Source organism: Duganella levis (assembly GCF_009857605.1).
Classification (GTDB): domain Bacteria; phylum Pseudomonadota; class Gammaproteobacteria; order Burkholderiales; family Burkholderiaceae_D; genus Rugamonas; species Rugamonas levis.
This window is the reverse complement of record NZ_WWCT01000004.1, coordinates 232250-259042: the sequence shown is the minus strand read 5'-3', so window position 1 is coordinate 259042 and position 26793 is coordinate 232250. Positions and strand designations below refer to the sequence as shown.

The 26793-nt window shown below is 63.2% G+C and carries 18 protein-coding genes; 10 read left to right on the top strand and 8 right to left on the bottom strand.

Annotated elements, in window-relative coordinates:
* Nucleotides 1–38 precede the first annotated feature (38 nt).
* Nucleotides 39–1088: a hypothetical protein gene (locus GTP69_RS07760; RefSeq protein WP_161054330.1), complete on the bottom strand. Its 1050-nt coding sequence runs from the start codon at nucleotides 1086–1088 to the stop codon at nucleotides 39–41.
* A 151-nt stretch (nucleotides 1089–1239) separates the two neighbouring features.
* On the opposite strand from GTP69_RS07760, the gene GTP69_RS07755 reads away from it, so the two are divergent.
* Both GTP69_RS07755 and GTP69_RS07750 read left to right on the top strand, forming a co-directional pair.
* Complete coding sequence (locus GTP69_RS07755) at nucleotides 1240–1689, top strand: hypothetical protein (protein ID WP_161054329.1); 450 nt, start codon at nucleotides 1240–1242, stop codon at nucleotides 1687–1689.
* Between the two features lie 80 nt (nucleotides 1690–1769).
* The gene (locus GTP69_RS07750) at nucleotides 1770–2105 is read left to right on the top strand and encodes an apolipophorin (RefSeq protein ID WP_161054328.1); all 336 of its coding nucleotides are present in this window, start codon (nucleotides 1770–1772) and stop codon (nucleotides 2103–2105) included.
* On the opposite strand, the gene GTP69_RS07745 is transcribed toward GTP69_RS07750, so the two are convergent.
* The 4 genes from GTP69_RS07745 to GTP69_RS07730 form a co-directional block, all read right to left on the bottom strand.
* Entirely contained in the window at nucleotides 2106–4211 is a 2106-nt protein-coding gene (locus GTP69_RS07745; protein WP_308494416.1) for a tetratricopeptide repeat-containing diguanylate cyclase, read from the bottom strand.
* A gap of 122 nt (nucleotides 4212–4333) precedes the next feature.
* A complete protein-coding gene (locus tag GTP69_RS07740) occupies nucleotides 4334–6118 on the bottom strand; it encodes an ABC transporter ATP-binding protein (RefSeq protein WP_161054327.1) in 1785 nt (594 codons plus the stop codon).
* Nucleotides 6108–7862, bottom strand: a complete 1755-nt coding sequence (locus GTP69_RS07735) for an ABC transporter transmembrane domain-containing protein (protein ID WP_161054326.1) — start codon at nucleotides 7860–7862, stop codon at nucleotides 6108–6110. Before GTP69_RS07735 ends, GTP69_RS07740 begins: the two co-directional genes overlap by 11 nt.
* Before the next feature lie 146 nt (nucleotides 7863–8008).
* The gene (locus GTP69_RS07730; protein ID WP_161054325.1) at nucleotides 8009–8638 is read right to left on the bottom strand and encodes a phasin family protein; all 630 of its coding nucleotides are present in this window, start codon (nucleotides 8636–8638) and stop codon (nucleotides 8009–8011) included.
* 183 nt (nucleotides 8639–8821) lie between these two features.
* Between GTP69_RS07730 and GTP69_RS07725 the strand changes: the two genes are divergently transcribed.
* From GTP69_RS07725 to GTP69_RS07705, 5 genes are all read left to right on the top strand, one after another.
* Nucleotides 8822–10096: an amidohydrolase family protein gene (locus tag GTP69_RS07725; protein WP_161054324.1), complete on the top strand. Its 1275-nt coding sequence runs from the start codon at nucleotides 8822–8824 to the stop codon at nucleotides 10094–10096.
* A gap of 68 nt (nucleotides 10097–10164) precedes the next feature.
* The gene (locus GTP69_RS07720; RefSeq protein WP_161054323.1) at nucleotides 10165–10686 is read left to right on the top strand and encodes a GNAT family N-acetyltransferase; all 522 of its coding nucleotides are present in this window, start codon (nucleotides 10165–10167) and stop codon (nucleotides 10684–10686) included.
* Nucleotides 10683–11195, top strand: coding sequence for a GNAT family N-acetyltransferase (locus GTP69_RS07715; RefSeq protein ID WP_161054322.1), 513 nt, complete (start codon nucleotides 10683–10685; stop codon nucleotides 11193–11195). Before GTP69_RS07720 ends, GTP69_RS07715 begins: the two co-directional genes overlap by 4 nt.
* 137 nt (nucleotides 11196–11332) lie before the next feature.
* Nucleotides 11333–12955 carry a methyl-accepting chemotaxis protein gene (locus GTP69_RS07710; RefSeq protein ID WP_161054321.1) on the top strand — a complete coding sequence of 541 codons (1623 nt, stop codon included), beginning with the start codon at nucleotides 11333–11335 and terminating at the stop codon, nucleotides 12953–12955.
* A gap of 114 nt (nucleotides 12956–13069) precedes the next feature.
* Entirely contained in the window at nucleotides 13070–14524 is a 1455-nt protein-coding gene (locus GTP69_RS07705) for a putative bifunctional diguanylate cyclase/phosphodiesterase (RefSeq protein ID WP_161054320.1), read from the top strand.
* On the opposite strand, the gene GTP69_RS07700 is transcribed toward GTP69_RS07705, so the two are convergent.
* Entirely contained in the window at nucleotides 14514–16988 is a 2475-nt protein-coding gene (locus GTP69_RS07700) for an alpha-L-rhamnosidase-related protein (protein ID WP_161054319.1), read from the bottom strand. The genes GTP69_RS07705 and GTP69_RS07700 overlap by 11 nt on opposite strands.
* A 472-nt stretch (nucleotides 16989–17460) precedes the next feature.
* Between GTP69_RS07700 and GTP69_RS07695 the strand changes: the two genes are divergently transcribed.
* Nucleotides 17461–20211 (top strand): TonB-dependent receptor, encoded by a 2751-nt coding sequence (locus tag GTP69_RS07695; protein WP_161054318.1) that lies wholly within the window; start codon nucleotides 17461–17463, stop codon nucleotides 20209–20211.
* Nucleotides 20212–20262: 51 nt separating this feature from the next.
* On the opposite strand, the gene GTP69_RS07690 is transcribed toward GTP69_RS07695, so the two are convergent.
* Nucleotides 20263–22080 carry a M2 family metallopeptidase gene (locus GTP69_RS07690; protein WP_161054317.1) on the bottom strand — a complete coding sequence of 606 codons (1818 nt, stop codon included), beginning with the start codon at nucleotides 22078–22080 and terminating at the stop codon, nucleotides 20263–20265.
* Nucleotides 22081–22159: 79 nt separating this feature from the next.
* Here GTP69_RS07690 and GTP69_RS07685 point away from each other — a divergent pair, with 79 nt between their 5' ends.
* Both GTP69_RS07685 and GTP69_RS07680 read left to right on the top strand, forming a co-directional pair.
* On the top strand, nucleotides 22160–22687 hold the full coding sequence (locus tag GTP69_RS07685; RefSeq protein ID WP_161054316.1) for an LURP-one-related family protein: 528 nt from the start codon (nucleotides 22160–22162) through the stop codon (nucleotides 22685–22687).
* A 48-nt stretch (nucleotides 22688–22735) separates the two neighbouring features.
* Nucleotides 22736–24370: an ATP-binding domain-containing protein gene (locus GTP69_RS07680; RefSeq protein ID WP_161054315.1), complete on the top strand. Its 1635-nt coding sequence runs from the start codon at nucleotides 22736–22738 to the stop codon at nucleotides 24368–24370.
* Here GTP69_RS07680 and GTP69_RS07675 read toward each other — a convergent pair.
* Nucleotides 24367–26763: an ABC transporter permease gene (locus GTP69_RS07675; RefSeq protein ID WP_161054314.1), complete on the bottom strand. Its 2397-nt coding sequence runs from the start codon at nucleotides 26761–26763 to the stop codon at nucleotides 24367–24369. The two genes, GTP69_RS07680 and GTP69_RS07675, sit on opposite strands and share 4 nt — an antisense overlap.
* Between the last annotated feature and the right edge of the window lie 30 nt (nucleotides 26764–26793).

Below are 26793 nucleotides of genomic sequence, written 5' to 3'. Positions count from 1 at the left end.
CCAGCGCAACATTAGCACACACAGCCTTTCGTCCAGCGTCAGGGGAGCTGCCACGCTCCGTCCTGGTACACGCGCTGCTCGTCGAGGTAGACGCCATCGGTGACGGCGAAGACATCGATATGGTAGCGGGCGTCCTTGCGTTTCAGCTGCGGCTTGGTATAGACGCCGTGCTTGGCGCCCAGCGACAGGTGGATGCCGCACATGCGCTCGTAGGTGCCGATGTCGTCCACCATGCGGTCGCGCGCGAAGGCGCGGTTCATGCCAAAGCCCAGTTCGCGCAGCCACACTTCGCCTTCATGTTCGCGGATGATGGCCAGCATCTCCTCGAATGCCGGCGTGCTGTTTTCGGTGCCGACCACGCGGCCTTTGTCGACCACGATGGTAATCGGCGCGGCCGGGCGGTTGACCAGGAATTTGGTGTCGCCAAACACGAAGATGCGCGCGCGGCCGCTGACCGCTTCCAGATCCTGCGCTTCGGTAAACACTTCGCCCAGCGGGAACTGGCCACCGACGTTGGTCATGCCGCTGTAGTCGCCGATATTCAGCTTGGCCGCTTCAAACGGCGAGGCAAACATCAGCTGGGCGCCGTCGCCGCTGTCGACCACGCCGCGCTGCGCGCTGTCGATGCGCGCTTTCAGGCCATGGCCGACGCCGCGGTAATAGGCCGGATCGTAGGCCAGCGAGTTGATGTAGTGGAGTCCCTGTTCGCCTGGCATGCGCGACAGGTGGACGTGCTCGATCACCTTCAGCCCGCGCTTGAACAGTTCGATGCGGATGCGGTAGGCGTCCATGCGGAAGCTGGTCGATTGCACCAGCACCACCAGGTCGCCCGCCTGCAGGCGCTCGAAGGTGGCCAGGATCTCGGCGGGCTGGGTGCTGTCAAAGTCGATGAACTGGGCGTCCGGCGCGGCGCGGCGATAGGCTTCGGTCAGCGCGCGATTGAGGTCGGTGCGGGTGTCGTAGACGATCAGCGCGGCATGCGGCGCACGGTGTTCGATGGCGATGGTCAGCGTGTCGTGCAGGTGGCGCGCGGCCTGGTCGACGGCGGCTTCGGGAATGGCGCCGAAACGGGAAGGGAAGGACGTCATGGTGAGGCGGTTATTGGGATCAGCCCGCATTATAAGGTAGTTGTCGGCGATGCCACGCTGACACGCATTCTTCTTGTAATAGAGAAAAGAGCGATATAGAATTAAAAAATAGCCTAGCGGCAACTCCGTGGCGATAACAACAGGAAGCGTGATGACCGTATTAATGGGACAGGATTTGCCGCTGGAACGACCGGATGCCACCGGGCGGGCCGCGTTGTTTGTGCCGACGGCATCGATCAAGGGCGATGTGCTGGAGACGGTGCGGATGGGGGCGGCGATTGTCGGTTATGGCAACCATGACCGTACCTTGACGATTTATTACGAAAGCAACCGTTTCAACGAGCCCAACCTGGTCAAATGGGAACAAAAAGCGCGCAAGGCGTTTGAGCGGCTGGCGGAGAATCTGCCGACCGTGTCCAAGATGGTGAGCAAGCCGGAGAATTTCGAGCAGGTGGGCTACATCAGCAGCAAGGGCATCCTGATCCGCCGCATGGAAAAGCTGCGCAACTGGCTGGAAAAGTCCGACATGCTGGACGGCGGGCCGGAATCGGAAAACGTGGTCTTCACGCCACCGCCACCACCGAAGAAAATCGTCGAATAGCCACCCGGTTATGGCGTGCGCTGCGCCGGCGCGGGGCGTTGTATGCTCTTGGCAAGAATTCATTCTTTCAGGAGACAATCATGATGATTCGTTACGTAGCGGTGACGTTGACGGCGCTGGCGCTGCTGGGCGGCTGCCAGAAGAAGGATGATCCGAGCGAAGCCGGTCCGGCCGAACGCGCCGGCCGCAAGCTGGATGAAGCCACGCAGCAGGCCGGCCAGAAGCTGGACAACGCTGCGCAGCAGGCCAATCAGCAACTGAGCGACGCCGCCAAGGACACCAGCCAGAAACTCGACAAGGCAGCCGACAAGGCCAGCGAGAAGCTGAACGAAGCCACCAAGGAAGCCGGCCGCAAGCTGGAACGGGCCGGCGAGAAGATGCAGACCGCCGCCGACGAGCGCGAGGCCAAGAAGTAATCAGTGCTTATGCGTCGCCTGCTTGATCGAGACCACGTTGAGGTGCTCGTTCGGGGTAGGCGGATGCGTGTCCGGATCGCCGCCCAGCACCACGCTCAGGTCGACGAAGCCGGCGCGCCAGGCACGTTCCAGATCGCGCTCAATGGCTTCCATCGACGTCAGATGGAAGTTCTCGAAGCCGCGCACGCCGTAGGCGCGGTTGCGGCCATGCGCCTTGGCCAGGTACAGCGCCATGTCGACCAGGTTGACCGCGCGTTCCCATGCCAGCGGCACGCCGTCCGGGATCAGCGGGAACGGCGAGAAGCCCACCGACACATTCACGCTGATCTCATGCTCGCCGTATTTGAGCGACTGCGATGAGATGCTGGTGAGGATGCGGCGCGCCACTTCTTCCATGCCGTGGCGCGGTATCGCCGGCAGGAAGGCGAGGAATTCTTCGCCGCCCCAGCGCACGATCATGTCGGTTTCGCGCAGCGCGATGCGCAGGTTCTCGGAAATCATCTTCAGCACCGCATCGCCGGCCGCGTGGCCGTAGTTGTCGTTGATATGCTTGAAGTGGTCGACGTCCAGCAGGAACAGCGCGCCGACCACGTCGTCGGAGCGCTCCTGTATTTTCAGGCCGCGCATGTAGTCCTGGAAGTGGCGGCGGTTGTACAGCGACGTCAGTGGATCGAGCGTGGACTGCGCCTTCAGCTCCAGGTTCTTCACCTCCAGCTGGGCGTTGGTGTGCCGCACCTTGCGGTACAACAGGCCGACCACCGCCGCCGCCAGCGCAAACACCAACGCCAGCAGCCACCACACGCGCTGTTGCAGGCGGCGGTTGTCGATCTCCGCGCCCTTGACCTGGTTCTCGCGGCTCAGTAGTTCGATCTGACGCTGCTTCTTCTCGGTCTCGTATTTTTCCTGTAGCTCCAGCATGGCCTGCTGGCGGCGCTTTTCAAACAGCTCATTGGAGATATTGCGTTCGCGGTGATAGGCGGACAACGAGCCGGCCAGGTCGCCGGCGCGCTCCAGCGCTTCGCCATATTCGCGCAGCGCCGCTTGCAGATCGGGCTTGTTGTTCTCTTGTTCTAGACGTGACAGGCCAAGCTCGAACTGCCGCTTGCCTTCGGCCAGCCGCCCGGTGCCCAGATAGGTCTGGCCCAGGTTGATGCGCGCCGTCGCTTCGGTGGTCTTGTCGCCGGTCTTTTGCGCCGACAGCAGCGACTCTTGCGCATACTGCGCGGCGCGCGCGAAGTCGCGCTGCTTCAACGAGTTGTCCGACAGGTTGACCAGTGTGACGCCAACCATGCGTTCCGCCCCCAGCTTGCGTTCCAGCGCCAGGCTTTCCTCCAGCACGCGCAAGGCGCGCTTGGGCTGGCCGGAATCCATGGCCAGGCCGTACTCGGTGTTCTTGGCCATCGCCATGCGGCCGGGCGAGTCGAGTTTTTCGGTTTCCGCCAGCAGCTCGTTCAGCACTTCGGTGGCGTTCTCGTATTCCTTCATCTGCACATGCAGCTTGGCCAACGCGTTGAGCGCCGCCACCAGGCTGATGGCGTCACCGGCCGGCGGGCGCGCCTGGTCCACCGCATGCTGAAGCTTGAGCAGCGCGGCCGGGAAGTTGCCCTGTTCGGCGTAGGATTGTCCGGCGGTGATGGTGGATTGGACCTTGAGTCCGATGTCGCTGGTGGTCAGCGCCAGCGCCTCGGAATCGAACGCCAGGCGGTGCGCGGCGTCGACGTCGGCCTGCGCAAACAGCACATAGGTTTTGGCCAGCATACCCTTGGCGATGATGGCGTTGTCGCGCAGCGACTGGCCGAGAGTGATGACTTGTTCGGCCGTTTCCATGGCCTTGTCGTTCTGGCCCAGGCGCATGCGCACGGCGCTCATCTGGGTGAGGAATTCGGCGCGCGTGTGGGGCGGTGCGTCGCGCAGTTCCGGTTGCAGCTTTTGCAGCTGCGCCAGCGCCTTGTCGGGCACGAAACGACTTTGTTCGCGGATGTCGAGGATGCGGTCGTCCAGCGTGGCCGGAGTTTGCGCCCACGCCGGCGCCAGCGTCAACGCCATGGCTGCCGCCACGGCCAGCCGCTTGCTGTGCCACCATCCACCGTTTCTTGATCCAGCCAACTTGACGCCCCCAGAATGCAACGCAATGTCTAGACAATTATAGGCGTGTTGCAGTCGAGAACGCCCTTGAGCGTGCGATTTTTCCTCAAAATCGCACAGTTTTTAATGGCTTTTCAACTACATTAAGCAGCTAGTTGCTGCAAAAGGTATAGACGTTGATACAAGCCGCCGTCGATCTGCATCAGCTGCTCGTGCGGGCCGGTTTCCGTGATGCGGCCGTGATTGAGCACGATGATGCGGTTGGCGTCGCGGATGGTGGACAGGCGGTGGGCGATGGCGATCACCGTCACCTTGCCGCGCAGTTCATCCAGCGCCACTTGCACGATCTGCTCCGTTTGCGAATCGATGTGCGAGGTGGCTTCGTCCAGCAGCAGGATGCGCGGCGCGCCGGCCAGCGCGCGGGCGATGGCGATCAGCTGCTTCTGGCCGACCGACAGGCGCGAGCCGCCTTCACCCAGCGGCGTGTCGTAGCCCTGGTCCAGCGCCGCAATGAAGTCATGCGCGTGGGCGGCGCGGGCGGCCGCTTCGATCTGCGGCTGCGTCAGGCTGCGGCCCATGTCGATGTTTTCGCGGGCGGAGGCGGCCAGCAGGAAGGGGTCTTGCGGCACCAAGCCGACTTCGGCGCGGAAGCGTTCATTGTCGATATCGTCCAGCGGCACGCCGTGCATCAGGATACTGCCGTGCGGCGCCGGGTAGAAGCGCAGCAGCAGCGACAGTAAGGTCGATTTGCCGCTGCCGGTGTGGCCGACGATGCCGACGAAATCGCCCTGTGGGATCTCCAGCGACAGGTCGTGCAGCACCGGCTGGCCGGGGTTGTAGGCGAAGTTCAGATGGCTGATTGAGACGGCCGGCGCACTGCTGTCGTTGGCGGCGGCCTTGCCGGTGCTGGCGCGGTTGCTCGCGTGCTCCTGCGCAGCGCCTTCTTCCAGCAGCGTCGCCACGCGCGCGCTGGCCACTACCGATTGCTGCAATTGGCTGAACTGCATGGTGATCTGGATCAGTGGTTCGATCACGCGCGCCAGGTAGCTGATGAAGGCGTACAAGATGCCGACTTCGGTGGCGGTCATTTGGCGCTGGCCGAACATGAAGATCACGGCGCCCAGCAGGATGATGTTGAACATATCCAGCGCGGGCCGCAGTAGCCAGGCGTTGGCGCGCAGTTCGGCCAGGCGCGCGGTGTAGTGATCCTGGTTGGTTTTGGCGAAGCGCTGGCCGAAGCGCGCCTCGGCGTTGCTGGCCTGGAGCACGCTCATGCCGCCGATGGACTCGGCCATCTGGCCATTGATTTCGCTGCGCAGCGCGCGGGCGCGGGTCACCGCCGGCGCGCTCCAGCGCTGGTACAGCCAGACGATCAGCAGCACCGCCGGCAGCAGCGCCAGCACGATCAGCATCAGGCGCCAGTCGAGGAAGGCCATGGCGCAGACGGTGCCGATCAGGACGATGGTCGAGTCGAGCATCACGAACAGCACCTGGATATAGAGACTCTTTACAGCCTCCGTGTCGTTGGTGACGCGCGACACCAACTGGCCGGTGATGGCGCGGTCGAAGAACGACATCGGCAGCAGCAGCACGTGGGTGTAGACCATCTGCCGCAGCCGCATCACCGAGCGCATGGCGAGGCCGGACAGGCGCACCAGTTGCAGGTAGCGCAGGCCGCTGGCGATCCAGCCGGTCAGCACCACGCCGGCCAGCAGCGCCGCCATGCGCGGCCAGTCCAAGTGATGCGGCAGCAGATGTTCGTCGATCAGCGCCTTGCCCATGATGGGGCCCATGACTTCCAGCAGCGCGGCGGCGACCAGCCACAATACGGCCCAGCCGAGATGGTGCTGGTCGGGCAGGGCGGCGCGGCGCAGCAGGGACAGCGCTTGCCGCAGCTGGCCGCGTGGATTTTGTATATCAGGCTTCATCAAGACTTGCTTCCAATTGTTGATAGCGCCACTGGCTGGCGTACCAGCCATCCAGTGCGAGTAGCTGTTCGTGGCTGCCGGTTTCGCTGATGCGGCCATCGCGCAGCACCACAATCAGGTCGGCGCTGACCACGGAGCTCAGACGGTGGCTGGCGATGATGGCGCTGCGGCCCTTGCGGGCTTCGCGCAGTTCTTCCAGATGCTGGAGGATGCGGGTCTCGGTGCCGGTATCGACGGCGGACAGCGCATCGTCGAGCAGCAGCAGATCGTTGTCGGCCAACAGCGCGCGGGCGATGGCGACGCGCTGGCGCTGGCCGCCGGACAGCGTGATGCCTTTCTCGCCGACCTGCGTGTCGTAGCCGTCGGCGAACAGCAGGATATCGTCATGGATGGCCGCCAGGTCGGCGGCGTGTTCGATCTGCGCGCGCGTGGCGTCCGGGCGGGCCAGCGCGATGTTGTCGGCAATCGAAGCGGAGAACAGGAAGGACTCCTGCGGCACCCAGCTGATGGCGGCGCGCAGCGCTTGCAGCGTGTAGGCGTCGAGCGCGTGGCCGCTCCATTGCGCGCTGCCGTGTTGCGGCGTGACCTGGCGCAGCAGCACCCGCAGCAGCGTCGACTTGCCGCTGCCGGTGGGGCCGACCAGGCCGAGCGTCTGGCCGGGCTTCAGTTCCAGCGTGATGTCGCTGATGGCTTGCACGGTCTGGCCGGTGTAGGCGTAGCTGATGCCGCGCAGCGACAGCGGGCCGGCCGGCACCGCAGCCAGCGTGCCGTGATCGTCGATCGCCAGCGGCGCATCGAGCATCGGTTGCAGGCGCTGCCAGGCGGCGCGACCACGCTCGATCAGCGACAGCACCCAGCCGGCGGCGAACATCGGCCAGATCAACTGGCCGAGGTACATGGTGAAGCTGGTCAGCGCGCCGATGGTCAGCTGGTTGTGCCAGATCAGATAACCGCCGAGGCCCAAGGTCAGGCCGGTGGCGGCGGTCAGCGTCAGGCCGACAGCGGGTTCGTAGGCGGCTTCCCAGACTTGCGCGCGCAGGCTGGCGTCCGAGGCCTTTGAGGCCAGTTCGGAAAACTGGTCGGCGCTGCGTTGTTCCAGGCCGAGCGCGCGCAAGGTGCGCACGCCGGACAGGGTTTCCTGCACATGGTCATTGAGCGCGCTGAAACGCTTGAGCGAATCGGTGGAAGCTGTGTGGATATGGCCGGAGATGTACCAGAACGCCCATCCCATCAACGGGAACGGCAACAGCGCGATGCAGGCCAGACGCCAGTCGACGCCGAGCAGCATCACGCCCAGCACCATCACCAGCGTCAGGGCGCCGTCGAAGCCGGCCAGCATGGCTTCGCCGGCGGCCATTTCGATGGCGTCGATATCGTTGGTGGCCAGCGCCATCAGGTCGCCGGTGCGCTGGCGCTGGTAGAAGGCCGGGCCTTGCAGCGTCATGCGGGTGTAGAGGCGGGTGCGCAGCGAGACGCCGAGCTGGTAGGCGGCACCGTACAGGATCTGGCGCCAGGCCACGCGCAGGAAATAGATGCTCAGGCCGATCAGCAGCAGTGAGCCGATTTCCATCAGCAGCGCGTTGCCGGACAGGGTATGGTTGGCCAGGCCGTCGATCATGGCGCCGACCTTGCGCGGCACCCAGACGCTGAGGGTAGCGACGCCGGCCAGCATGATGCCGGACACAATATAGGCGCGGCTGTGCTGGCGGACAAAACCGCCGATCAGCCGGGAGAGTTTAGACATGCATGTTGCCTTGGAAAGCGGGGTAGGCCGCTAGGATACAGCATGCACAAAAAATCCGGGGTCAGGTCCGGCATTCGGACACGAACACAACCATAGTCTTCGATACGGTTGTGCTCGTGTCCAGGTGCCGGACCTGACCCCGGAGTTTATTTTTTGGCTTTGGGGGCGGATTTGGCAGGCTTGGTTTCCGGCGCCAGGGCGATTGGTTTTGGCGGCGGCGCCGGGAAGCTTGGCTTGACCTGGGCTTTGACTTCGATGAACTCTTGCTGCTCCGGGATCGGCGCGGCCGCTGGTTTGGCTTTCGGCGGCTTCGGCGGGGCGGCGATGGGTTCGTTGGCGGCGATGACGGCCGCGCTCACCGCTGCGGCCAGCGCCGGCGGCGTGGCGGGTGTGGCGGGCGTGAATGGCGCCGGCACCGTCGGCTTGGCCGCAGCCAGTTCGCTCACTTGCTTGAAGCTGCTCTGGGCGCTTTTGATCAGCTCGGCCTGGGCGGCGGAGGCGATGCTGGCCAGTTCGCGGCCATAGGCCAGCAGGCTGTCGAAGCTGCCCGTCGGCTGCGCGCTCAGGGTGAAGAGTTCTTTCGGGTCTTTGACGGCCAGCCATTGCTTGGCGGCGGCCGAGGATTTTTCTACCGAAGCTTTGGTGGCGTTGATGTTGAGCGCGATGACTTTTTCTGCGCTCTCGACCGCCGCGCTGGCGATGGTGTTGAAGATCTGGAATTGCGCTTCTAGTTGCGATTTCGTGGCTGCGGAAAACTGTTCGGTGATCGAAGACATGGTTTCTCCTGAAATTATGATGCAACGCAATAAGCCCATTCTAGCGACGATTTTTGGCGATGGAAAGTTATTTTTTCCACCATGTGCACGCAGAAACGTTATAACGATTAATGCGGCGCAACAATTGGTGTATTTTGTTGAAACTGCCTACAATGGTCTTACTTCAAATCAACGGGAGCGCAGATGGATGTCGTGATACGCAACGCCAATCTGGCCGATGGCCAGCAGGGTGTGGATGTGGCTATCGAGCAGGGCCGCATTGTCGCGGTCGGACCGCGTCTGGCAGTGCAGACGGGACGGGAGATTGATGCCGACGGCGATCTGCTGAGCGCGCCGTTTGTGGACGCGCACTTTCACATGGACGCCACGCTCAGCTACGGTTTGCCGCGCGTGAATGCGTCCGGCACGCTGCTGGAAGGCATCGCGCTGTGGGGCGAGCTGAAGCCGCACCTGACCCAGCAGGCGCTGATCGAGCGCGCGCTGCAATACTGCGACTGGGCGGTGGCGCGCGGCCTGCTGGCGATCCGTTCCCACGTCGATATCTGCGACGACCGCCTGCTGGCGGTGGAAGCGCTGCTGGAGGTCAAGCGCCGCGTGGCGCCGTATCTGGATTTGCAGCTGGTGGCGTTTCCGCAGGACGGCGTGCTGCGCGCGCCGAATGCGCTGATCAACCTGAAGCGCGCGATCGGCATGGGCGTGGATGTGGTGGGCGGGATTCCGCATTTCGAGCGTACTATGGCCGATGGCGCCGAGTCGGTGCGCATCCTGTGCGAATACGCCGCCGACCAGGGCTTGATGGTGGACATGCATTGCGATGAGTCGGACGATCCGATGTCGCGCCATATCGAGACGCTGGCCTATCAGAGCAACCGCCTCGGACTGCACGGCCGCGTCACCGGCTCGCACCTGACCTCGATGCATTCGATGGACAATTACTACGTCAGCAAGCTGCTGCCGCTGATGCGCGAGGCCGGCGTCAACGCCATCGCCAATCCGCTGATCAATATCACGCTGCAGGGCCGCCACGATACCTATCCGAAGCGGCGCGGCATGACGCGCGTGCCGGAGATGCTGGCGGCCGGCATCCCGGTCGCTTTCGGCCACGATTGCGTGATGGACCCGTGGTACAGCCTGGGCTCGGCCGATATGCTGGAGGTGGCGCAGATGGGCCTGCACGTGGCGCAGATGACGGGCCAGGAGGCGATGCGCGATTGCTTCCGCGCCGTGACCAGCACGCCGGCCGCCATCCTCGGCTTGCAAGGTTATGGCGTGGCGCCCGGCTGTCACGCCGATCTGGTGCTGCTGGACGCGGCCGATCCGGTCGAGGCGATCCGCCTGCGCGCCGCCCGCCGCATGGTGATGCGGCGAGGAAAAATTATTGCAGAGTCGCCACGCGCCCATGCGCGGCTGAGCTTGCCGGACCGGCCGGATAGCGTGAATTTCCGTCTGAACCGCTAGCATGCGTGCTGGACTTGGGCGCGGAAATCCATGACAATTGAACACTGTTTAATGCGCTTGGAGTTGCCTTGAAAGAAATCGCCATCCGCCCCGCCACGGAAGCCGACTTCGGCGCCATGTGGGACATATTTCAGGAACTGATCGCCAGCGGCGACACCTATTATTTTGCCGCCGATACCAGCCGCGAGGATTGCCACGCTTACTGGTTCGGTTCCGGCATCGACAGTTATGTGGCCATCCATAACGGCGAACGGCTGGTCGGCATGTACCGTTTGATGCCCAACCAGCGCGACCGCGGCGCCCATGTGGCGAATGCCTCGTTCATGGTCAGCCCGGCGGCGCAGGGCGTCGGCGTCGGCAAGCTGCTGGGCGCCGATTGCCTGGAGCGCGCCCGCGCCGAAGGCTATCTCGCGATGCAGTTCAATTACGTGGTCAGCTCGAATATGCCTGCCGTGCTGCTGTGGAAGAAGCTGGGCTTTTCCATTGTCGGCACCTTGCCGCGCGCGTACCGCCACCAGTATCTCGGCTTTGTCGATGTGTACGTCATGTACCAGTTGCTGGAGGATCCGTCGCACTGGCCCGACGCATGAAGATACTCGAAACGCAACGCCTGCGCCTGCGCACCATTACGCCCGACGACGCGGCGTTCTATTATCAGCTGGTCAACGATCCGAGCTGGATCGAGCATATCGGCGACAAGGGTATCCGCAGCGTGGAGGGCGCCCGCATTGCCATCATCGACGGGCCGTGCGCGATGCAGCAGCGCCATGGTCACTCGCTGTATGTGATGGAACGCAAGAGCGATGGCCAGGCGCTGGGCTTGTGCGGACTGATCAAGCGCGACAGCCTGCCTGATGTCGATATCGGCTACGCCATCCGTCCGGCGTATTTCGGCCAGGGCTATACCTATGAGGCGGCATCGGCGGTGGTGGCGTATGCGCGCGATGTGCTCGGCATGAAGCGCCTGATGGGCATCACCAATCCGAACAACATGGTGTCGATCAATCTGCTGGCCAAGCTGGGCCTGACGTTTATTGAACACAAACCGCTGCCACCCGATAATCGTCCTACCAACATTTACCGACTCGCGCTATCGTAGCGTGGAGATTTGATAGATTTTTTCAGCGCGATATAGCAAGATGTACTTCGGGCATTGAATATTGCCCGTTCCCCAAACAACGGAACCAATTAAGCACAGCAAGCTTGTCTGAATTGAATTCTTGAAAAGGGGTAGTCATGAAACTCGCCAATCTGAAGATCGGTGTGCGCTTGGGCCTGTTGGGGGCGTTCTTCTTTCTGGCGCTGGCGATTGTCGCGCTGGCCGGCTGGCGCGCATTGGAGAGCAGTAACACGCGCAGCGCGGAAGCGCTGGCGCGTTCGGTGGCGCTCAGCCAGGCCATCGACACCGCGCGCAGCGCGCAGGTGGAATTCAAAATCCAGGTGCAGGAATGGAAGAACATCCTGGTACGCGGCAACGATCCCGCCCAACTCGACAAATACAGCAAGGCCTTCGTCAAGGGCGGCGAGACCACACGCGGCGAGCTGCAAAAGCTCGATGGTCTGCTGGGCAAGCTGGACTTGAAAACCACGCTGGTCGATGAAGCGATTCAAACCCAGAACGAGCTGGTGGCGCGCTATATGGAGGCGCTGAAGAAATACGACTCAGCCAATCCCGACAGCGCGCACGTGGTGGACAACCTGGTCAAGGGCATGGACCGCGAACCGACCAAGAAAATCGATGACATCGTTGCCTTCATTGGCAAGGAGTCGGGACGGCTGATCGCCGCGATCGCAGAGGAAAGCAGCGCCGCCTACCGTCAGACGCTGATCACCATGGGCGTCACGCTGCTGGTAACGGTGGTGGTGGGCGTGCTGACGGTGACCTCGCTGATCCGCAGCATCACCAGGCCGCTGGACGCTGCGGTCAGCATGGCGCAAACGGTGGCCGCCGGCGATCTGCGCAGCGAGGTGACGGTCGACAGCAAGGATGAGATCGGCGACCTGCTGGGCGCGCTGAAAACGATGCAGCATAACCTGAGCCATATCGTCGGCCAGGTGCGCCATGGCACGGAGACCATCCACGTCGCCTCGACCGAGATTGCGGCCGGCAATCTGGATCTGTCGAGCCGCACCGAGGAGCAGGCCAGTTCGCTGGAGGAGACGGCTGCGGCCATGGTGGAACTGACCGCCACTGTCAAGCAGAACAACGAGAATGCGGCCGAGGCCTGCCGCCTGGCCGACAATGCCCGTCACGTGGCGGCGCGTGGCGGCGACGCGGTGGCGCAGATGGTGCGCACCATGGGCGAGATCAACGACAGTTCGCGCCAGATTGCCGACATCATCGGCGTAATCGATGGCATCGCATTCCAGACCAATATCCTGGCGCTGAACGCGGCGGTAGAGGCCGCGCGCGCCGGTGAACAGGGGCGCGGCTTTGCGGTGGTGGCGTCGGAAGTGCGGACGCTGGCGCAGCGCTCGGCAGCGGCTGCGCGCGAGATCAAGGAATTGATCGGCACCTCGGTCGGCAGGGTGGAGGCGGGCAGCCGGCTGGTCGGTCAGGCCGGCGACACGATGAGCGAAGTGGAGGCCAGCGTGCAGCGTGTCACCGCCATCATCGGCGATATTTCGGTGGCCAGCGGCGAGCAGCGCGACGGCATCGAGCAGATCAGCATCGCCATCAACCAGATGGACAGCGTGACGCAGCAGAACGCGGCGCTGGTGGAGGAGGCCGCCGCCGCCGCCGAGTCGCTGGAGCAGCAGGCGGCCAGTTTGTCGGAAGCGGTCAGCATCTTCAAGCTGCACGGGCCGGCGGTCGCTTTGCCATTGTCGCGCCGCCGCACCTTGCAGCTGGCTGGCTGAAAATTGCCACAGGCCGTTTGACGTGCCTCAAGCGGGCGGCTGAACGGCCCATCTGGCGCGGCCCGATCCACTATCATTCCCTCTTCTGCACTGCACCCGACGAAGAGGGACAGCATGAACAGCATATGGCTGGTAGCGGCTGGCGTTGCGCCATGTTTGCTGGCGCTGTTGGCCGGTCAATGGCAGGCGCGCGGCCTGCGTGCGCGCTGCGCGCAATTGCAGGCGGCGCTGGTGGCGCAGCGCGACAATGAAATGCGGCTGGATTTCATCGCCCATCACGACAGCCTGACCGGCCTGCCCAACCGCTTGCAGTTCCAGATGCAGCTGGAACATGGCGTGGCCTATGCGCGCCGCCATGACAGTTTGCTGGCGGTGCTGTTTGTCGATATCGACCGCTTTAAAACCATTAACGATACGCTGGGCCATGACGCCGGCGACCAGGTGCTGGTGCAGTTTGCCCAGCGCCTGCGCCAGTGCGTGCGCGAGGTCGATACGGTGGCGCGCCAGGGCGGGGATGAGTTCATCGTGCTGCTGACGGAACTGCACAAAGGCGCCGATGCGCAGCAGGTGGCGGAGAAGATCATGAAGACCATCGCCGAGCCGTTCGTGGTCAATGGCGATCTGCTGGATGTCGCAGCCAGCATCGGCGTGGCGGTGTATCCGGATGACGATGACGATATCGAGACGCTCATTGAAAAGGCGGATCTGGCGATGTATGCGGCCAAGCAGCGCGGCAAGGGCGCCAGCCTGCGCTTCCTGCCCAGCATGCAGGCCAAGGCGTATTCGCGGCTGATCCTGGAGACGGCGCTGCGCCACGCGCTGGAGCACGATGAGTTTATTCTTACCTATCAGCCCAAGCTGGATCTGAAGCGGCAGCAGATCACTGGGGTGAAGGCGCTGCTGCGCTGGAAACATCCGGAACTGGGCGTGGTGATGCCGCTGGATTTCCTGCCGGTGCTGGAGCAGAGCGCGCTGATCATGCCGGTGGGGGCGTGGGTGATGGCGACGGCGGCCGAGCAGGCGCGCCGCTGGCTGGAACAGGGCATGTCCTTGACGGTGGCGGTGCATCTGTCGCCGCGTCAGTTCTTCCACAAGGATATCGTGCCGAGTTTTGCTGCGATACTGGAGAAGGCTGGTGTGCCGGGCCGCTGCATCGAGCTGGAAATCACCGAGGCGATGCTGATCGATAAAAACCAGAACGCGGAGGAGATCCTGCAGCAGTTCAAGCAGTTGGGTATGCGGATTGCGATCAGCGATTTCGGCACCGGCTATGCTTCGCTGAATTATCTGCGGCGCTTTACGGTGGATATTGTGAAGATCGATAAGTCGTTCGTCGATGATCTGGCGCGCGGCGGGGCGATGGTGCGGGCGATTATCGAGATGGCGCATACGCTGGATATGCAGGTGATTGCGGCGGGCGTGGAGACTGCCGACCAGCTGGCGCAGTTGCAGCAGATGGCGTGCGATGAGGCGTTTGGTTTCTGCATCAGCGCGGCGGTGTCGGCTGATGAGGTGGAACTGCTGCTGGCGGGCGGCCAGCAGCAGGTTGCGGCAGCGCTTACTTCTTGATCCGCGCAGCCGGCATGATGCGCACGCCATCGATGTCGAACTTGTTGGATGGTCCCCGGACGCCACCTGCATCGCTGTAGGTGGCGTTGTTCTTCATGTAGCTCATATTGTAAAAGTCTTCCAGTTGCAGCGTATAGCTGCCGGGCTTTAACGCGGCGCGCAGTGGCGTCGAGTATTTGGCGCCTTCGCTGGCCGGCGAGTGCGGCAGCTGGACCACGCCGCTGGCAACGATGGCGCCGCTGCTGTCTTTCAGCGAGGCCCATTTGACGCCGCCGCTGATGCCCAGGTTGATCTGGTGGGCGGTGTTGCGGTATTTGATTTGCACCGCGTAGCCGCCTGCGCTGTCTACTTTGAAGGCTTGCGCAAAGGTGTCCGACGGCGCGCCCCAGCCGGCGCGGGAGATGGCGATTTCCTGGCCGTGGTTCAGGCAGGCGGGCATGCTGTGGTGGCTGCGGTTGCCGGAACGCGTGTACTCGGCTTCCACCGCGTAGCAGGCATTGCCTTCCTTGCCGGCGTGGCGGTCGGACCACGTGCCGGCGCTGATGCGCGGGCCGACCAGTTGGCCATTGCGGTAGATGTTGTAGACGATGGCGTCGCCTGCGCCCGCCGCACCGCCGTCGATGTGCAGCGTCGGAAAACCGTAGGCGCCGTGTTCCAGTTTGGCGATGCGCGGTTCGGCCGGCGCGTAGACGGCGCTGTCTAGCACCAGTGGCTTGGCGGTGACGCTACGCTTGGCCTGCTGGCCTGGCAGCAGTTTGCCGAGCCGGATCTCGACGCTGTTGTCATCGCCCAGCGCATCCCATGCCAGCGCGTCGCCGGCAGGCTTGCCGTTCAGCGTGATGCCGGCGACCGCGTAGTAGCCGTCGCCCGGCGCGGCGGCCGGTAGTTGCACGCGCACGGCGATGCGCTTGCCGCGCAGCGTCAGTTGATTCAATGTGATCGCATCGCTGCCGGCAAACGTCTCGCGCCGCAGCCGCGCCGTGATGAACGGCCGCAAGGCGATGCCGTCATTGGTGGTCTGCACGCCAAACACGCTGCCTACCACCATGCCCAGGTAGCCACCCACTGACCACAGCTGGCGGCGCGAATTGACCACCGGGCCACTCAGCTTGCCGTCGTCCAGCATCGGCTGGCCGGACAGCCATTCCAGGTTCTCCATGTTGGACAGGTTGGTGGCGGCGCCGCGCATCAAGGTGGCGTAGGCCGCATCGGCCACGGCGACGTTGCCGCCGATGGCCGCCGCCTTCAGACCATACGCGGTGACGAACGGCCACATGGCGCGGTTGTGATAAACGGCGGTATTGGCCTGCTGCGGCCAGATCACTGGCGCACCCAGTGGTCCATGCGGATAATGGGCGAGAATGCTGGCGGCCTGCTGCTGGTCGGCGATGCCGGTGACGATGGCCAGCGATTGTCCCAGCCAGTCGTATTTGTACAGCGCCGCGCCGTCGAAATGGCCGGCGGTGACGCTGCTGTACATGCCGCTGTCGGCTTGCCAGAAGCGCTGGTTGATGGCGGTCTTCAGCGCGGCGGCCCAGCCGCTGTAGCGCGCGGCAGTGGCGGCGTCGCCTTGTTCCCTGGCCAGTTGCGCGGCCAGCGTCAGCGCCTTGTAGTGGGCGGCGTTGGTGGACAGCGCCTTGGCGGTGGCCATGTACGACAGCTCGTTCGGCAGCCACGCGGCATAGCTTTGCTCGCGCCAGTCGAGGAAGGATTCTTCGCCGTTGTACAAGCCGTCGGCGGCGTCCCAGATGGCGATGCGGTCGTTGTCCAGCGTGTTGCGCAAGGCGTGCAGGGCTTGTTGCGCGAAGACCTGGCGTTCGGCCGGCGGCAGGGCTTTCAAGGCTTCGTCGGCGCCGAAGGCCCAGCTGACGCGGTCGGTGCTGACCGGCCAGCTGCCGCCGCTGCCGGTGTCCTGCACGATCTGGTAGCCGTCGCCGACGGCGTGTGCGCCAGCGATGACGCCGTCGCGGTAGCCGGCCAGCTTGAAGGCCAGCGAATTGCGGGTGCGTTGCGGGTCGAGCATGCCGAGGCCCAGCGAGGCGGCGTAGGACAGGTCGCGCGTCCACACGTAGTGCCACAACTCGCCGGTTTCAAAGCAGTCGCACGGGATGGCGTTGCCGCCGTTGTAGCTGCCGTCGCGGATTTCGCTGACGGAGTCCAGCTTCATCTCAGCGCCGGCCAGCGCGAACAGGGCGTCGAAGGCGAGGTTGCCGCTGCGGACTGTCGGCAGCGCGGCGCTTTCGGCGTAGCTGATTTGCTGCTGGCCGCCTTCGCGCACCTTCATGGTGGTCGATTGGGTGTAGCTGCGCAGCGCGGCGCCGGCGTCCGGCGTGGCGTAGCGCACGGTTTCCTGTTTGCCGTCCCAGGTCGGGTAGTTGGCGCTGGCGGCAGCGTCGGCGGCCTGGGCGAGGTGGGGGGCGGTCAGCGCAGGCAAGGCCAGCAGCAGCGCGGTAAATTGCTTCATTGATTGCTCTCCGTAGTCGTACTACATGCCATATTTTTTTGCCCGGCCGGGCCTAGGCTGTTGATTTTTCGAAAGAATACTCTTAAAAGTCACCGCCATCAAACGCGACTGGCTGGCTTGAATTGAGTTCAAATACAGTCGGGGCCGGTTTGAGCGGTCTAATGGGCCCCTCGGCGCAGCCAAACTGGCATTCGCCTACAGAAAATACCGTTTTTCCGCAATAAACTGTAGTTCTACTACATCGCCGTCATTCAAATCCTGTAGCCGAAATACAACGCATCCCCCGATATCGTAGAGGGAGCCTTGATATCCGGGGCTGGTATTACGTAGTGACAGGGAAGTTTGATTGACACCGAATCTAGTTTTAGTACAAAATTCTTTCCAGAACGTCTTTAGAACGTTGCAATTCCTTGGTTCCCGTGGTTGCTGCAGTTGCGGGACTTATATTTGTGTCATTCAGAGGGGACATTAAATGAACATCTTCGCAAGCAAGCGCAGCCACACTGCGTTCCAGTTAAAGCCACTCGCCGCAGGCGTTGCCCTGTTGGTCGTGGCCGCCGCAGCGCCAGCGTTTGCCCAAACCAGCGCGGATGCACCCGCCGCCGACGCGCCGAAGCTGCAGTCGGTGACCGTGGCCGGTATCCGCCGCGGCATCGAGGACGCGATCTCGGTCAAGAAAGACGCGACCTCCATCGTTGAGGCGATTTCGGCCGAAGACATCGGCAAGCTGCCGGACGTGTCGATCGCCGAGTCGATCTCGCGCCTGCCAGGCCTGGCCGCCCAGCGCGTTGCCGGCCGCGCGCAAGTGATCTCGATTCGCGGTCTGTCGCCAGACTTTTCCACCACCCTGCTGAACGGCCGCGAGCAAGTCTCGACCGGCGACAACCGCAGCGTGGAATTCGACCAGTATCCATCCGAGCTGATCGGCGGCGTCACCGTCTACAAAACCCCGGACGCCGGCCTGGTTGGCCAGGGCCTGTCGGGTACCATCGACCTGCAAACCGTGCGTCCGCTGAATTTCGCCGGCCGCACCGTGGCGCTCAACGCCCGTGGCGAGAAGAACTCGCTGGGCAAGATCGGCAACGCCAAGGACACCGGCAACCGCTTCAGCGCCAGCTATATCGACCAGTTCGCCAACCGCACCATCGGTGTCGCAGTCGGCTACGCCCACCTGGAAACCCCGGTGCTGGACAACGAGACCGGCCTGTACGAGCCATGGAAGCGCGATGACCGCGCCGGCCTGCCGAGCGGCACCTTCGCGTCGGACGGCATCAAGGCCGTGGCCAAGAGCGGCCGCAACGAGCGTGACGGCCTGATGGGCGTGCTGCAATACCGTCCGAACAAGCAATGGACCAGCACCTTTGACGCCTATGCATCGCGCTTCAAGAACGAAGAAACCTCGAACCAGATCGAGATCAGCCTGAGCGGCTGGAACGGCGGCAACAAGCCGGACCCGATCTACAATCCGGTCGTGATCAACAACGGCACCATCGCCGGCGGCACCGCCAACAACATCTATCCGCTGGTGCGCGGCATGTATAACAAGCGCCAGGATGATATCCGCGCGGCCGGCTGGAGCAATGAATTCCGCCTGGACGGCTGGTCGCTGTTTGCCGACCTGAACTACTCGAAAGCCAAGCGCGACGAGCTGAGCCTGGAAAACAATCTGCAGATGACCAACGCGGCCGGCGCCCCCTTCCTGGATTCGGTCAAGCTGGGCTACGGCAACGGCGGCTTCTCGCAGCTGACCCCGGGCATGGACTACAACAACCGCAACAACCTGTATGTGACCAACACCATCTACGGTTCGGGCTACGGCAAGACCCCGAGCGTGGAAGACGAGCTGAAAGGCTTCAAGCTGGTCGCCAACATCCAGTCGTCGGGTGCGCTGGAAAAAGCGTTCTCCAGCTTCGACATCGGCGCCAACTATGCCGACCGCAGCAAGAACAAGCACCAGCCTGAAGGCAACATCACGCTGCAAGGCGCGCCGACCACCATTTCGTCCGACCTGTTCTACCAGTCGGCCAACCTGGGCTTTGCCGGCGCCGGCTACATTCCGACCTGGAACGTGCCAGCCGTGGTGGCCAAGTACATGGTGTTCGCACCGACCGACACCCAGGGTTACCTGATCGCCAAAACCTGGGAAGTGAGCGAGAAAGTCACCACCGCGTTTGCCAAGGCGAACATCGAAGCGGAACTGGGCGCCGACGTCAGCCTGCGCGGTAACATCGGCGTGCAGGTGCAACGCACCGACCAGTCGTCGGCTTCGCGCTGGTACGACAACACCACCGGCGCCATCAAGCCGGTCAACGACGGCAAGAAATACACCGACGTCCTGCCAAGCATGAACCTGGCGTTCGGCCTGGACAATCAGCAGACCGTGCGTCTGGCGCTGGCCAAGCAACTGGCGCGTCCGCGTGTCGACCAGCTGCGTTCGGCACTGGACTTCGGCATCGACACCACCAAGCGCGAGCCGGGCGGCAGCGGCGGCAATGCCCAGCTGGACCCATGGCGCGCCAAGGCCTTCGACATCTCGTACGAGAAGTACTTCGACAAGAAGGCGTACTTTGCCGCTGCGGCGTTCTACAAGAAGCTGGATACCTACATCTTCACGCAGACCAAGTCGTATGACTTCAGCGCGTACGTGCCGCCTGGCTCGGTGGGTAACAACCCGACCGATCCGCTGCACACCACCATCGGTAACTACACCGCGCCATACAACGGCAACGGCGGTAACCTGAAGGGCCTGGAGCTGTCGGCATCGCTGCCGTTGAACATGGTTAGTAAGGCGCTGGATGGTTTTGGTATCAGCGCCAGTACCACCTACACTGATAGCAAGATCACGATCGAAGATCCAAGTGGCAGCATCGGCCAGCACATCCCGCTGCCAGGCCTGTCGAAGCGCGTCAGCAACCTGACCGCTTACTACGAGAAGGCCGGCTTTGAGGCGCGCGTCAGCCAGCGCAAGCGTTCGGACTTCGTCGGCGAGATCGGCAACTTCTCGAACGACCGCGCACTGCGTTATGTGGTCGGCGAGAACATCATCGACCTGCAGGTGGGCTACACCTTCGAGAATGGTCCGATGAAGGGCTTGGGCTTTGTGGTGCAAGTGAACAACCTGCGCAACGCCGCCTACGAGACCTACAACGGCGACCGTTCGCAGCAGCTGGAATACCAGAAATACGGCCGCACCCTGCTGGCCGGCGTGAACTACAAGTTCTAAGCCTTCGCGCTTGAACTAAAAAGGGCGTCCCTCGGGACGCCCTTTTTTCTTTTACGACTTCTTCTCGGCGGCGGAGAGGATGGCGTTTTGCTGATCCAGCCAGGTCTTCAGCGGCGCGAAGTATTCGAGCAGCGCGTTGCCGTCGATTTTGTCTTCGCCGGAGATGGCTTTCAAGGCTTCCGGCCAGGGCTTGCTGGCGCCCAGTGCCAGCATCTGTTGCAGCTTGGCGCCGGCCTTGGCGTTGCCGTACACCGAGCAGCGGTTCAGCGGGCCGGTGTAGCCGGCTTCGCGGCACAGCGCGCGGTGGAACTGGAATTGCAGCATGTCGGCCAGGAAGTAGCGCGCATATGGCACATCGGCGGCCACGTGGTACTTGGCGCCGGCGTCAAAGCCGCTGGTGCCGTTGACCGGCGCCGGACGCTTCATGCCCATGTACTGCTCGCGCAGCTGCCACCAGCTCTTGTCGTAGTCGGCCGGCTTGGTCTTGCCGGAGTAGACGTCCCAGCGCCATTTGTCCACCGAGTAGGCGAACGGCAGAATCGCCACCTTGCTCAGCGCACGTTCCAGTAGTTGCGGGATGTCGGCGGTGACGTCCGGTTCCTGATCCATCAGGCCGATCTGCTTCAGGTAGCTCGGCGTGATCGACAGCGCGACGGTGTCGCCGATGGCTTCGTGGAAGCCGTCGTTGGCGCCATTGCGGAACAGGAAGGGCTGCTTGGTGTAAGCCAGGAAGTAGTAGATGTGGCCCAGTTCATGGTGGATCACGGTGAAGTCTTCGGCGGTCGGCGTGATGCACATCTTGATGCGCACGTCGTCCTTCTCATTCAGCGGCCAGGCCGACGCGTGGCATACCACATCGCGGTCGCGCGGCTTGGTCAGCAGCGAGCGTTCCCAGAACGACGCCGGCAGCTTTTGCATGCCCAGCGAAGTGTAGAAGCCCTCGGCGTACCTGGTCATCTGTTTGGCGTCGGTCTTGCGCTGTTCCAGCACTTTGGTCAGGTCGTAGCTGCTGGCGCCCGTGGTCGGCTTCAGCAGCGGGTACAGATTGGACCAGTTCTGGCTCCACATATTGCCGAACAAGTGAGACGGGATCGGGCCGTCCAGCGGCACCACGTCCGGGCCGTAAGTGGCGCGCAGCTTGTAGCGGGTGTAGGTCAGCAGCGAGTCGTACAGCGGTTTGACCTGCTGCCACAGGCGTTCCATTTCGGCGGCAAAGGCTTCCGGCGGCATGTCGTACTGCGAACGCCATATCACGCCGGTGTCGGCAAAGCCCATCTGCTGCGCGCCTTTGTTGGACAGGGCGACGTAGTCGGTGTATTTCTGTTTGTACGACGGCGACTGGGCGTGCCAGCCGACCCACATTTCTTTCAGCTTGGCTTCATCGCGGCTGGTGGCCAGGACTTTTTCCATTTCGCCGAGCGCCATGCAGTTGTCGGGCGTGGAGCAGTATTTGGCTTTGCCGTAAGCGCCGTTCATGGCGGCTTGCAGCTGGGCGTATTGTTCGCGCTCCTTCGGATCGGCGAAGACCAGCGTTTGCTGCAGCAGCATGATCTTGCGCGCGGATTCCGCCGGCAGTTTGAGGCCGTTGAAGCGGCGCGCGCCGATGGCGGCTTCGCCGGAGGCGGTCAGGTAGCGCTCGGCGAAGTAGGAGGCGATGCCTTCGGTGTCGTCGGTGATGAAGTTGGAACCGACCCAGGCGGCGCGCGATTGTTCGTTGTTCAGCTTATTCAGCTTGGCTTCGGTGTCGGCCAGGAAGCGTTCGGCTTCGGCGGCAGTGGGTTTGGCGGCGGGTGCGGCCAGCGCGGTAACGCTGGTGGCTGCGAGGGCGGAGGCCAGCAGCGTGCTGATAATTTTTGGTGTCACAGACATCTCCCTTGGTGTGTGTGCTGGTCATGATACACCGGGCGAAGTGATATGCTAACCATTCCTGCATTCCTTGAAAGCGCCAATGGACGAGTCTTTGCCAACCCCGGTCACACTGCATATCTTTCGTAAACTGATGTCCTGGCGCGGCCGTTTTCACATCTGCGACAGCGACGGTATGATGCTGTATGAGTGTGTGGGAAAGTGGGGCTGGTTCAATCCGCCGTGGGTGCTGACACGGGATGGCCTGGAAGTCGCTGTCTTCAAGCGCAAGTTGTGGACATGGCTATCGACCTGGAACGTCAGCATGGGTGAAGACAGCTTCCAGTTGCGCCGTAAATCATGGACGCTGCGGCGCCACATTCTGGTTGAAGGCGGTCCGTTTGACGGCGCCGTCATGACAGGCAGCCTGTTCGACCGACAGTTTGAAGTGACCTGGCGTGGGCGAGTGCTGGCGCGGGCGCAAGGCAAGTTCCTGACGCTACGCGAGCGCCACGATATCGAGGTACTTGATCACTCCCCTCAGGCAGTGCTGTTCATTGCGGTGCTGATGGCAAATCTGCTGATGGAAAAACAGGCGGAACACGATAGCCACAGCAGCGGCGCCGATTGATGCAATCGGCTTTAGAATAAGTCTTTCCTTCACCAGGTCTATCACTACATGGCTCATCTTCATCCCACCGGCTGGCAAGAGATGTCGGCGACTGGCGCGGCGGCGCGCGAGATTGAAACGCTGGCGTATCTGAATGCGACGCTGGCGGAGGCGCCCTACCATATCTATCACGGCGTCCACTGGACCAATGTGGAGAAGGGCTACTCGGCGTTCGATCAGGTGGACTTTGTGATCGTGGCGCCGAACGGCCGGGTGCTGCTGGTCGAGCAGATCGCCGGCTTCCTCAACGAGACGCCGGATGGCCTGGTCAAGCAGTACGCCGGCAAGCCACGCCGGGTGGCGCAGCACATCATGCGCTCGATCCGCGTGCTGACCGAACGCTTTGGCAGCGAGCTGTCAATCGACTACGTGCTGTATTGCCCCGACTATCTGGTGCGCGATCCGCACCTGGCCGGGCTGGACCCGCGCCACATTATCGACGCCAGCAACAAGCATCTGCTGGCGCAAATGGTGCGCGACATCCTGCCGGTGGGCGATGGGGCAGCCGACGCGCAGTTCGACAAGGTCACGCGCTTCCTCGGCAATATGCTCAGCCTCCGCCCCGATCCGAGCGCGATGATCGGCAATGCGGCGCGCATGGTGGCGCGGCTGTCGGGCGGCCTGGCGACGTGGGCGCACCGGCTGGAGTTCGCGCCGTTCCGCCTGCGCGTGATGGGCACCGCCGGCAGCGGCAAGACGCAGCTGGCGTTGTCGGAATATGCGGCCGCCATCGAAGCGGGCCTGTGTCCACTGTACGTCTGCTACAACCGGCCGCTGGCCGACCATATCCAGACGCTGGTGCCGGATGGTGGCCGCGTGACCAGCTTCCATATGCTGAGCGACGCCTTTGCGCGTGAGCGCGGCAACACGCCCAACTACGCCGCGCCGGATGTGTGGGAAAAGATCGAAGCAGAGATGACGGCGTCACCGCTGCCGGCGAGCTGGCAATACGATGTGCTGATCGTCGACGAAGGGCAGGATTTCTCGGCCGCCTGGCGCGATATTTTGCTGCGCATGCTGAAGCCGGAAGGCCGCGCGATCTGGCTGGAAGATCCGAATCAAAACCTGTACGGCAAACAAAGCGTGCCTTTGCCTGACTGGGTGACGCTGCATTCCGATACCAACTACCGCAGTCCGCGCCAGATCGTCGAACTGCTGGCGACCATCGGCGCGACCGACACGCCGGTGGAGGCGGGCAGTCCGTTCAAGGGCGCCGATATCGAGGAACTGGTGTACCCGGACGGCGACACCGAAGCGATGCTGGCGCAAACGCGGCGCGCCGTCACGCTGTGCCTGGGCGCCGGCTTTACGCGCGAGGATATCGCGATCGCTTCGTTCCGTGGGCGTGAAAAATCGGCCATCCTGCACCTCGACCAGTTAAGCGATGTGCATACGCTGAAGTCCTTTACCGGCGAATACGATTTGTTCGGCAATCCGCAGTACCGCGACGGCGGCCTGCTGGCGGAATCGGTGTACCGCTTCAAGGGCCAGTCGGCGCCGGCCATCATCTTCACCGAGATCGATTTCGAAGAGATGGACCAGCTGGTGCTGCGCAAGCTATTCGTCGGCATGACGCGCGCGCGCCTGAAGCTGGTGCTGGTGCTGAGCGAAAGGGCCGAACAGCAGCTGCTCGACCGGATCTAGGCTGAGCGCAGCGCCAGCGCGGGATTCATGCGGCTGACCGCCAGCGTCTGGGCCAGTGTGGCGCCCAGCATCACGGCGCAGATCAGCAGCAGCGCCACGGCCAGCGGCAGCATGGCCATCGGCGCGAATGTGACAAACGACGCCAGGTAGCGATGGCTGGCATACCACGCCACCGGCAAACCGAGCACCGTTCCCGCTGCACTCAGCACAATGAATTCGCGGGCAATCAACATCGCCACGATGCGCGCGCTGGCGCCGTGCAGTTTGCGGATGACGATCTCGCGCTGGCGCCGCCGCACCGTATAGGCGGCGAGAACATACATGCCGAAGGCCGCGATGGCAATCGCCACCGCACTGCTGATCGCCAGCATTTTGGCGAGGCGGATGTCCTCCGCATAGCTTTGTAAAAAATAGCTGTCGGCGTGCCTGATATCGACTACGTCGTTGGGGAAGTATTGGCGCGCCAAGCCGCTGGCGAGGTTGGCCAGCGCCGCCACGTCACCATGGGTGCGGACGGTGAGTACCGTGATGTCCTTGCTGGTGGCATAGATGACGGGGCGTGCCGCCTTATGCAATCCTTCCAGTTGAATGTCTGGCGCCACGCCGACAATGGTGGCGTTGAGCGAGCCGGCGCCTTCGCCCAGCCTGATGATCTGGCCGATGGCCGCTTGCGGTGTGGCGAAGTTCAATGGCCGCAGCGCGGCGGCGCTGATAACGATCGTGTCTGTGGCGTCGTCGCGGTTGCGATGGCTGTCGAAAAGACGACCGGCGAGCGGCTGGATGCCGTAGACGCTGAAGAAATTGGCCGTCACCGGCCGCGAGACGATGCTGCTCCTGGTGCCGTCATCGCGCGAGATGGCGTAGAAGCGTCCCAGGAAGCTGACGCCGAGCGGACTGTCCGTGGCGGCTACGCCTTCCACGCCCGGCACCTGCGACAGCGCTTCGCGCAAGCTGCTGGCGCCCTGCGCAGAGAGGCTGGCAGGCAGGTGCATCACCAGCAGGCGATGGCTGTCAAAGCCGGGATCTGACAACAGCGCGTAGCGGGTCTGGTAGGCGATGGCGAAGGTGGCGCCGGTGAGACCGATGGCCACCGCGAATTGCAGCACCGTCAGCACGCGCCGCAGCGCGGAGGCGTCGCCGGTTTCGCTGTCGCCGCGTCCCGCGAAGGCTTCCGGTGGACGCACCCGCATCGCCACCCACAGCGGATAGATGGCCGATACCACGCCAACCACGGCGCCCGCCGCCAGGCTCAATGCCAGCATCGACGGCGTGAAGATGTCGTCCAGCTTGCGGTCGACCAGGTCAGCGAAAATCGGCAGCAGCAGGTAGGCGAACAGCAGTCCCAGGCCGGTGGCGCCCAGGGCAACCAGCAGCGACTCGGCGAGAAACTGCTGGGCGATCCGGCCGACGCTGGCGCCCAGCACCTTGCGCAAGGCGATTTCGCGCCGGCGCCGCAAGGTGCGCACGGTGGCGAGGTTGACGTAGTTAATCGTCGCCAGCAGCATGATGAGCAGCGCGATGCAGGTCAGGCCATAGACGACCCGGATGTCGCCATGCAGGCTGCCGTAGGGCGAGCCGGCGGTGTCGCGGTCGAAATACATGGCGGGCAGGGCGCCAAGCCGGATATCGGCAGCATGGCCATGCAGGTCGCGGGCCAGGGGCGAGTTGTCAGCCGCCGCTTGCAGGATCTGGCTCAAGGCTAGCGGCGAAGCGTTCGGCTTGAGCTTCACATATATTTTGGCGTAGATGTAGCTCCAGGATTGAAACAGCATCATGCGCTCGTCGGCGGGCCATAGCGTGGTTTCGATGCCGGTCAAGCCGCTGTAGGTCACGGTGGAATTCGATGGCGGATCGGGTAGCACGGCGGCGACGGTCAGCGTCTTGTCGCCGGCTTGCAGCGTCCGGCCCAGCACGTGCTCTTGCCCATACAGCTTGTGGGCCATGCCGCGCGTGAGCGCCACCATGTCCGGCTGCAGCAAGGCCTTGGACAAGTCGCCTTCCAGCGGACGGACGTCGAATATTTGTTCGAAGCTGGGGTGGACAGTGGCAAATTCCACCGGTTCCAGCAAGGCGCCGACCTTGACGTCCACCTTGATGTAGTTGAGCGCCGTGGCCTGGTCGACCAAGCCGCTGCGGGTGGCGACATCCAGCAGCGGCAGCGGCGCCAGTTCGAACCACTGTGGCTTGGGGATGCCGTTGTACTTGTACTTGACCAGGTAAATCTGTTCCGCCTGCGGCACCTGGGCATCGTAGCTGGAGACGTAGCGCACAAAGCCCAACAGCAGGAAGCACACGCTGAAGCCGACGGCCAAACCGAGGATGACGACGGCGGAGTAGGCCGGTTCGCCCGCAAGCAAACGCAAGCCGATACGGAAGTCGCGGAGATTCAGCATGTCAGTCGCCAGTTCTGGTGTTGGGGCATG

What these genes read in the sequence shown, in the direction of transcription:
- GTP69_RS07700 (WP_161054319.1), bottom strand. Translation starts at nt 16,988, where the DNA reads ATGAAGCAATTTACCGCGCTGCTGCTGGCCTTGCCTGCGCTGACCGCC.
- GTP69_RS07695 (WP_161054318.1), top strand. Translation starts at nt 17,461, where the DNA reads ATGAACATCTTCGCAAGCAAGCGCAGCCACACTGCGTTCCAGTTAAAG.
- GTP69_RS07740 (WP_161054327.1), bottom strand. Translation starts at nt 6,118, where the DNA reads ATGAAGCCTGATATACAAAATCCACGCGGCCAGCTGCGGCAAGCGCTG.
- GTP69_RS07685 (WP_161054316.1), top strand. Translation starts at nt 22,160, where the DNA reads ATGGACGAGTCTTTGCCAACCCCGGTCACACTGCATATCTTTCGTAAA.
- GTP69_RS07710 (WP_161054321.1), top strand. Translation starts at nt 11,333, where the DNA reads ATGAAACTCGCCAATCTGAAGATCGGTGTGCGCTTGGGCCTGTTGGGG.
- GTP69_RS07735 (WP_161054326.1), bottom strand. Translation starts at nt 7,862, where the DNA reads ATGTCTAAACTCTCCCGGCTGATCGGCGGTTTTGTCCGCCAGCACAGC.
- GTP69_RS07705 (WP_161054320.1), top strand. Translation starts at nt 13,070, where the DNA reads ATGAACAGCATATGGCTGGTAGCGGCTGGCGTTGCGCCATGTTTGCTG.
- GTP69_RS07675 (WP_161054314.1), bottom strand. Translation starts at nt 26,763, where the DNA reads ATGCTGAATCTCCGCGACTTCCGTATCGGCTTGCGTTTGCTTGCGGGC.
- GTP69_RS07730 (WP_161054325.1), bottom strand. Translation starts at nt 8,638, where the DNA reads ATGTCTTCGATCACCGAACAGTTTTCCGCAGCCACGAAATCGCAACTA.
- GTP69_RS07750 (WP_161054328.1), top strand. Translation starts at nt 1,770, where the DNA reads ATGATGATTCGTTACGTAGCGGTGACGTTGACGGCGCTGGCGCTGCTG.
- GTP69_RS07760 (WP_161054330.1), bottom strand. Translation starts at nt 1,088, where the DNA reads ATGACGTCCTTCCCTTCCCGTTTCGGCGCCATTCCCGAAGCCGCCGTC.
- GTP69_RS07680 (WP_161054315.1), top strand. Translation starts at nt 22,736, where the DNA reads ATGGCTCATCTTCATCCCACCGGCTGGCAAGAGATGTCGGCGACTGGC.
- GTP69_RS07690 (WP_161054317.1), bottom strand. Translation starts at nt 22,080, where the DNA reads ATGTCTGTGACACCAAAAATTATCAGCACGCTGCTGGCCTCCGCCCTC.
- GTP69_RS07725 (WP_161054324.1), top strand. Translation starts at nt 8,822, where the DNA reads ATGGATGTCGTGATACGCAACGCCAATCTGGCCGATGGCCAGCAGGGT.
- GTP69_RS07755 (WP_161054329.1), top strand. Translation starts at nt 1,240, where the DNA reads ATGACCGTATTAATGGGACAGGATTTGCCGCTGGAACGACCGGATGCC.
- GTP69_RS07715 (WP_161054322.1), top strand. Translation starts at nt 10,683, where the DNA reads ATGAAGATACTCGAAACGCAACGCCTGCGCCTGCGCACCATTACGCCC.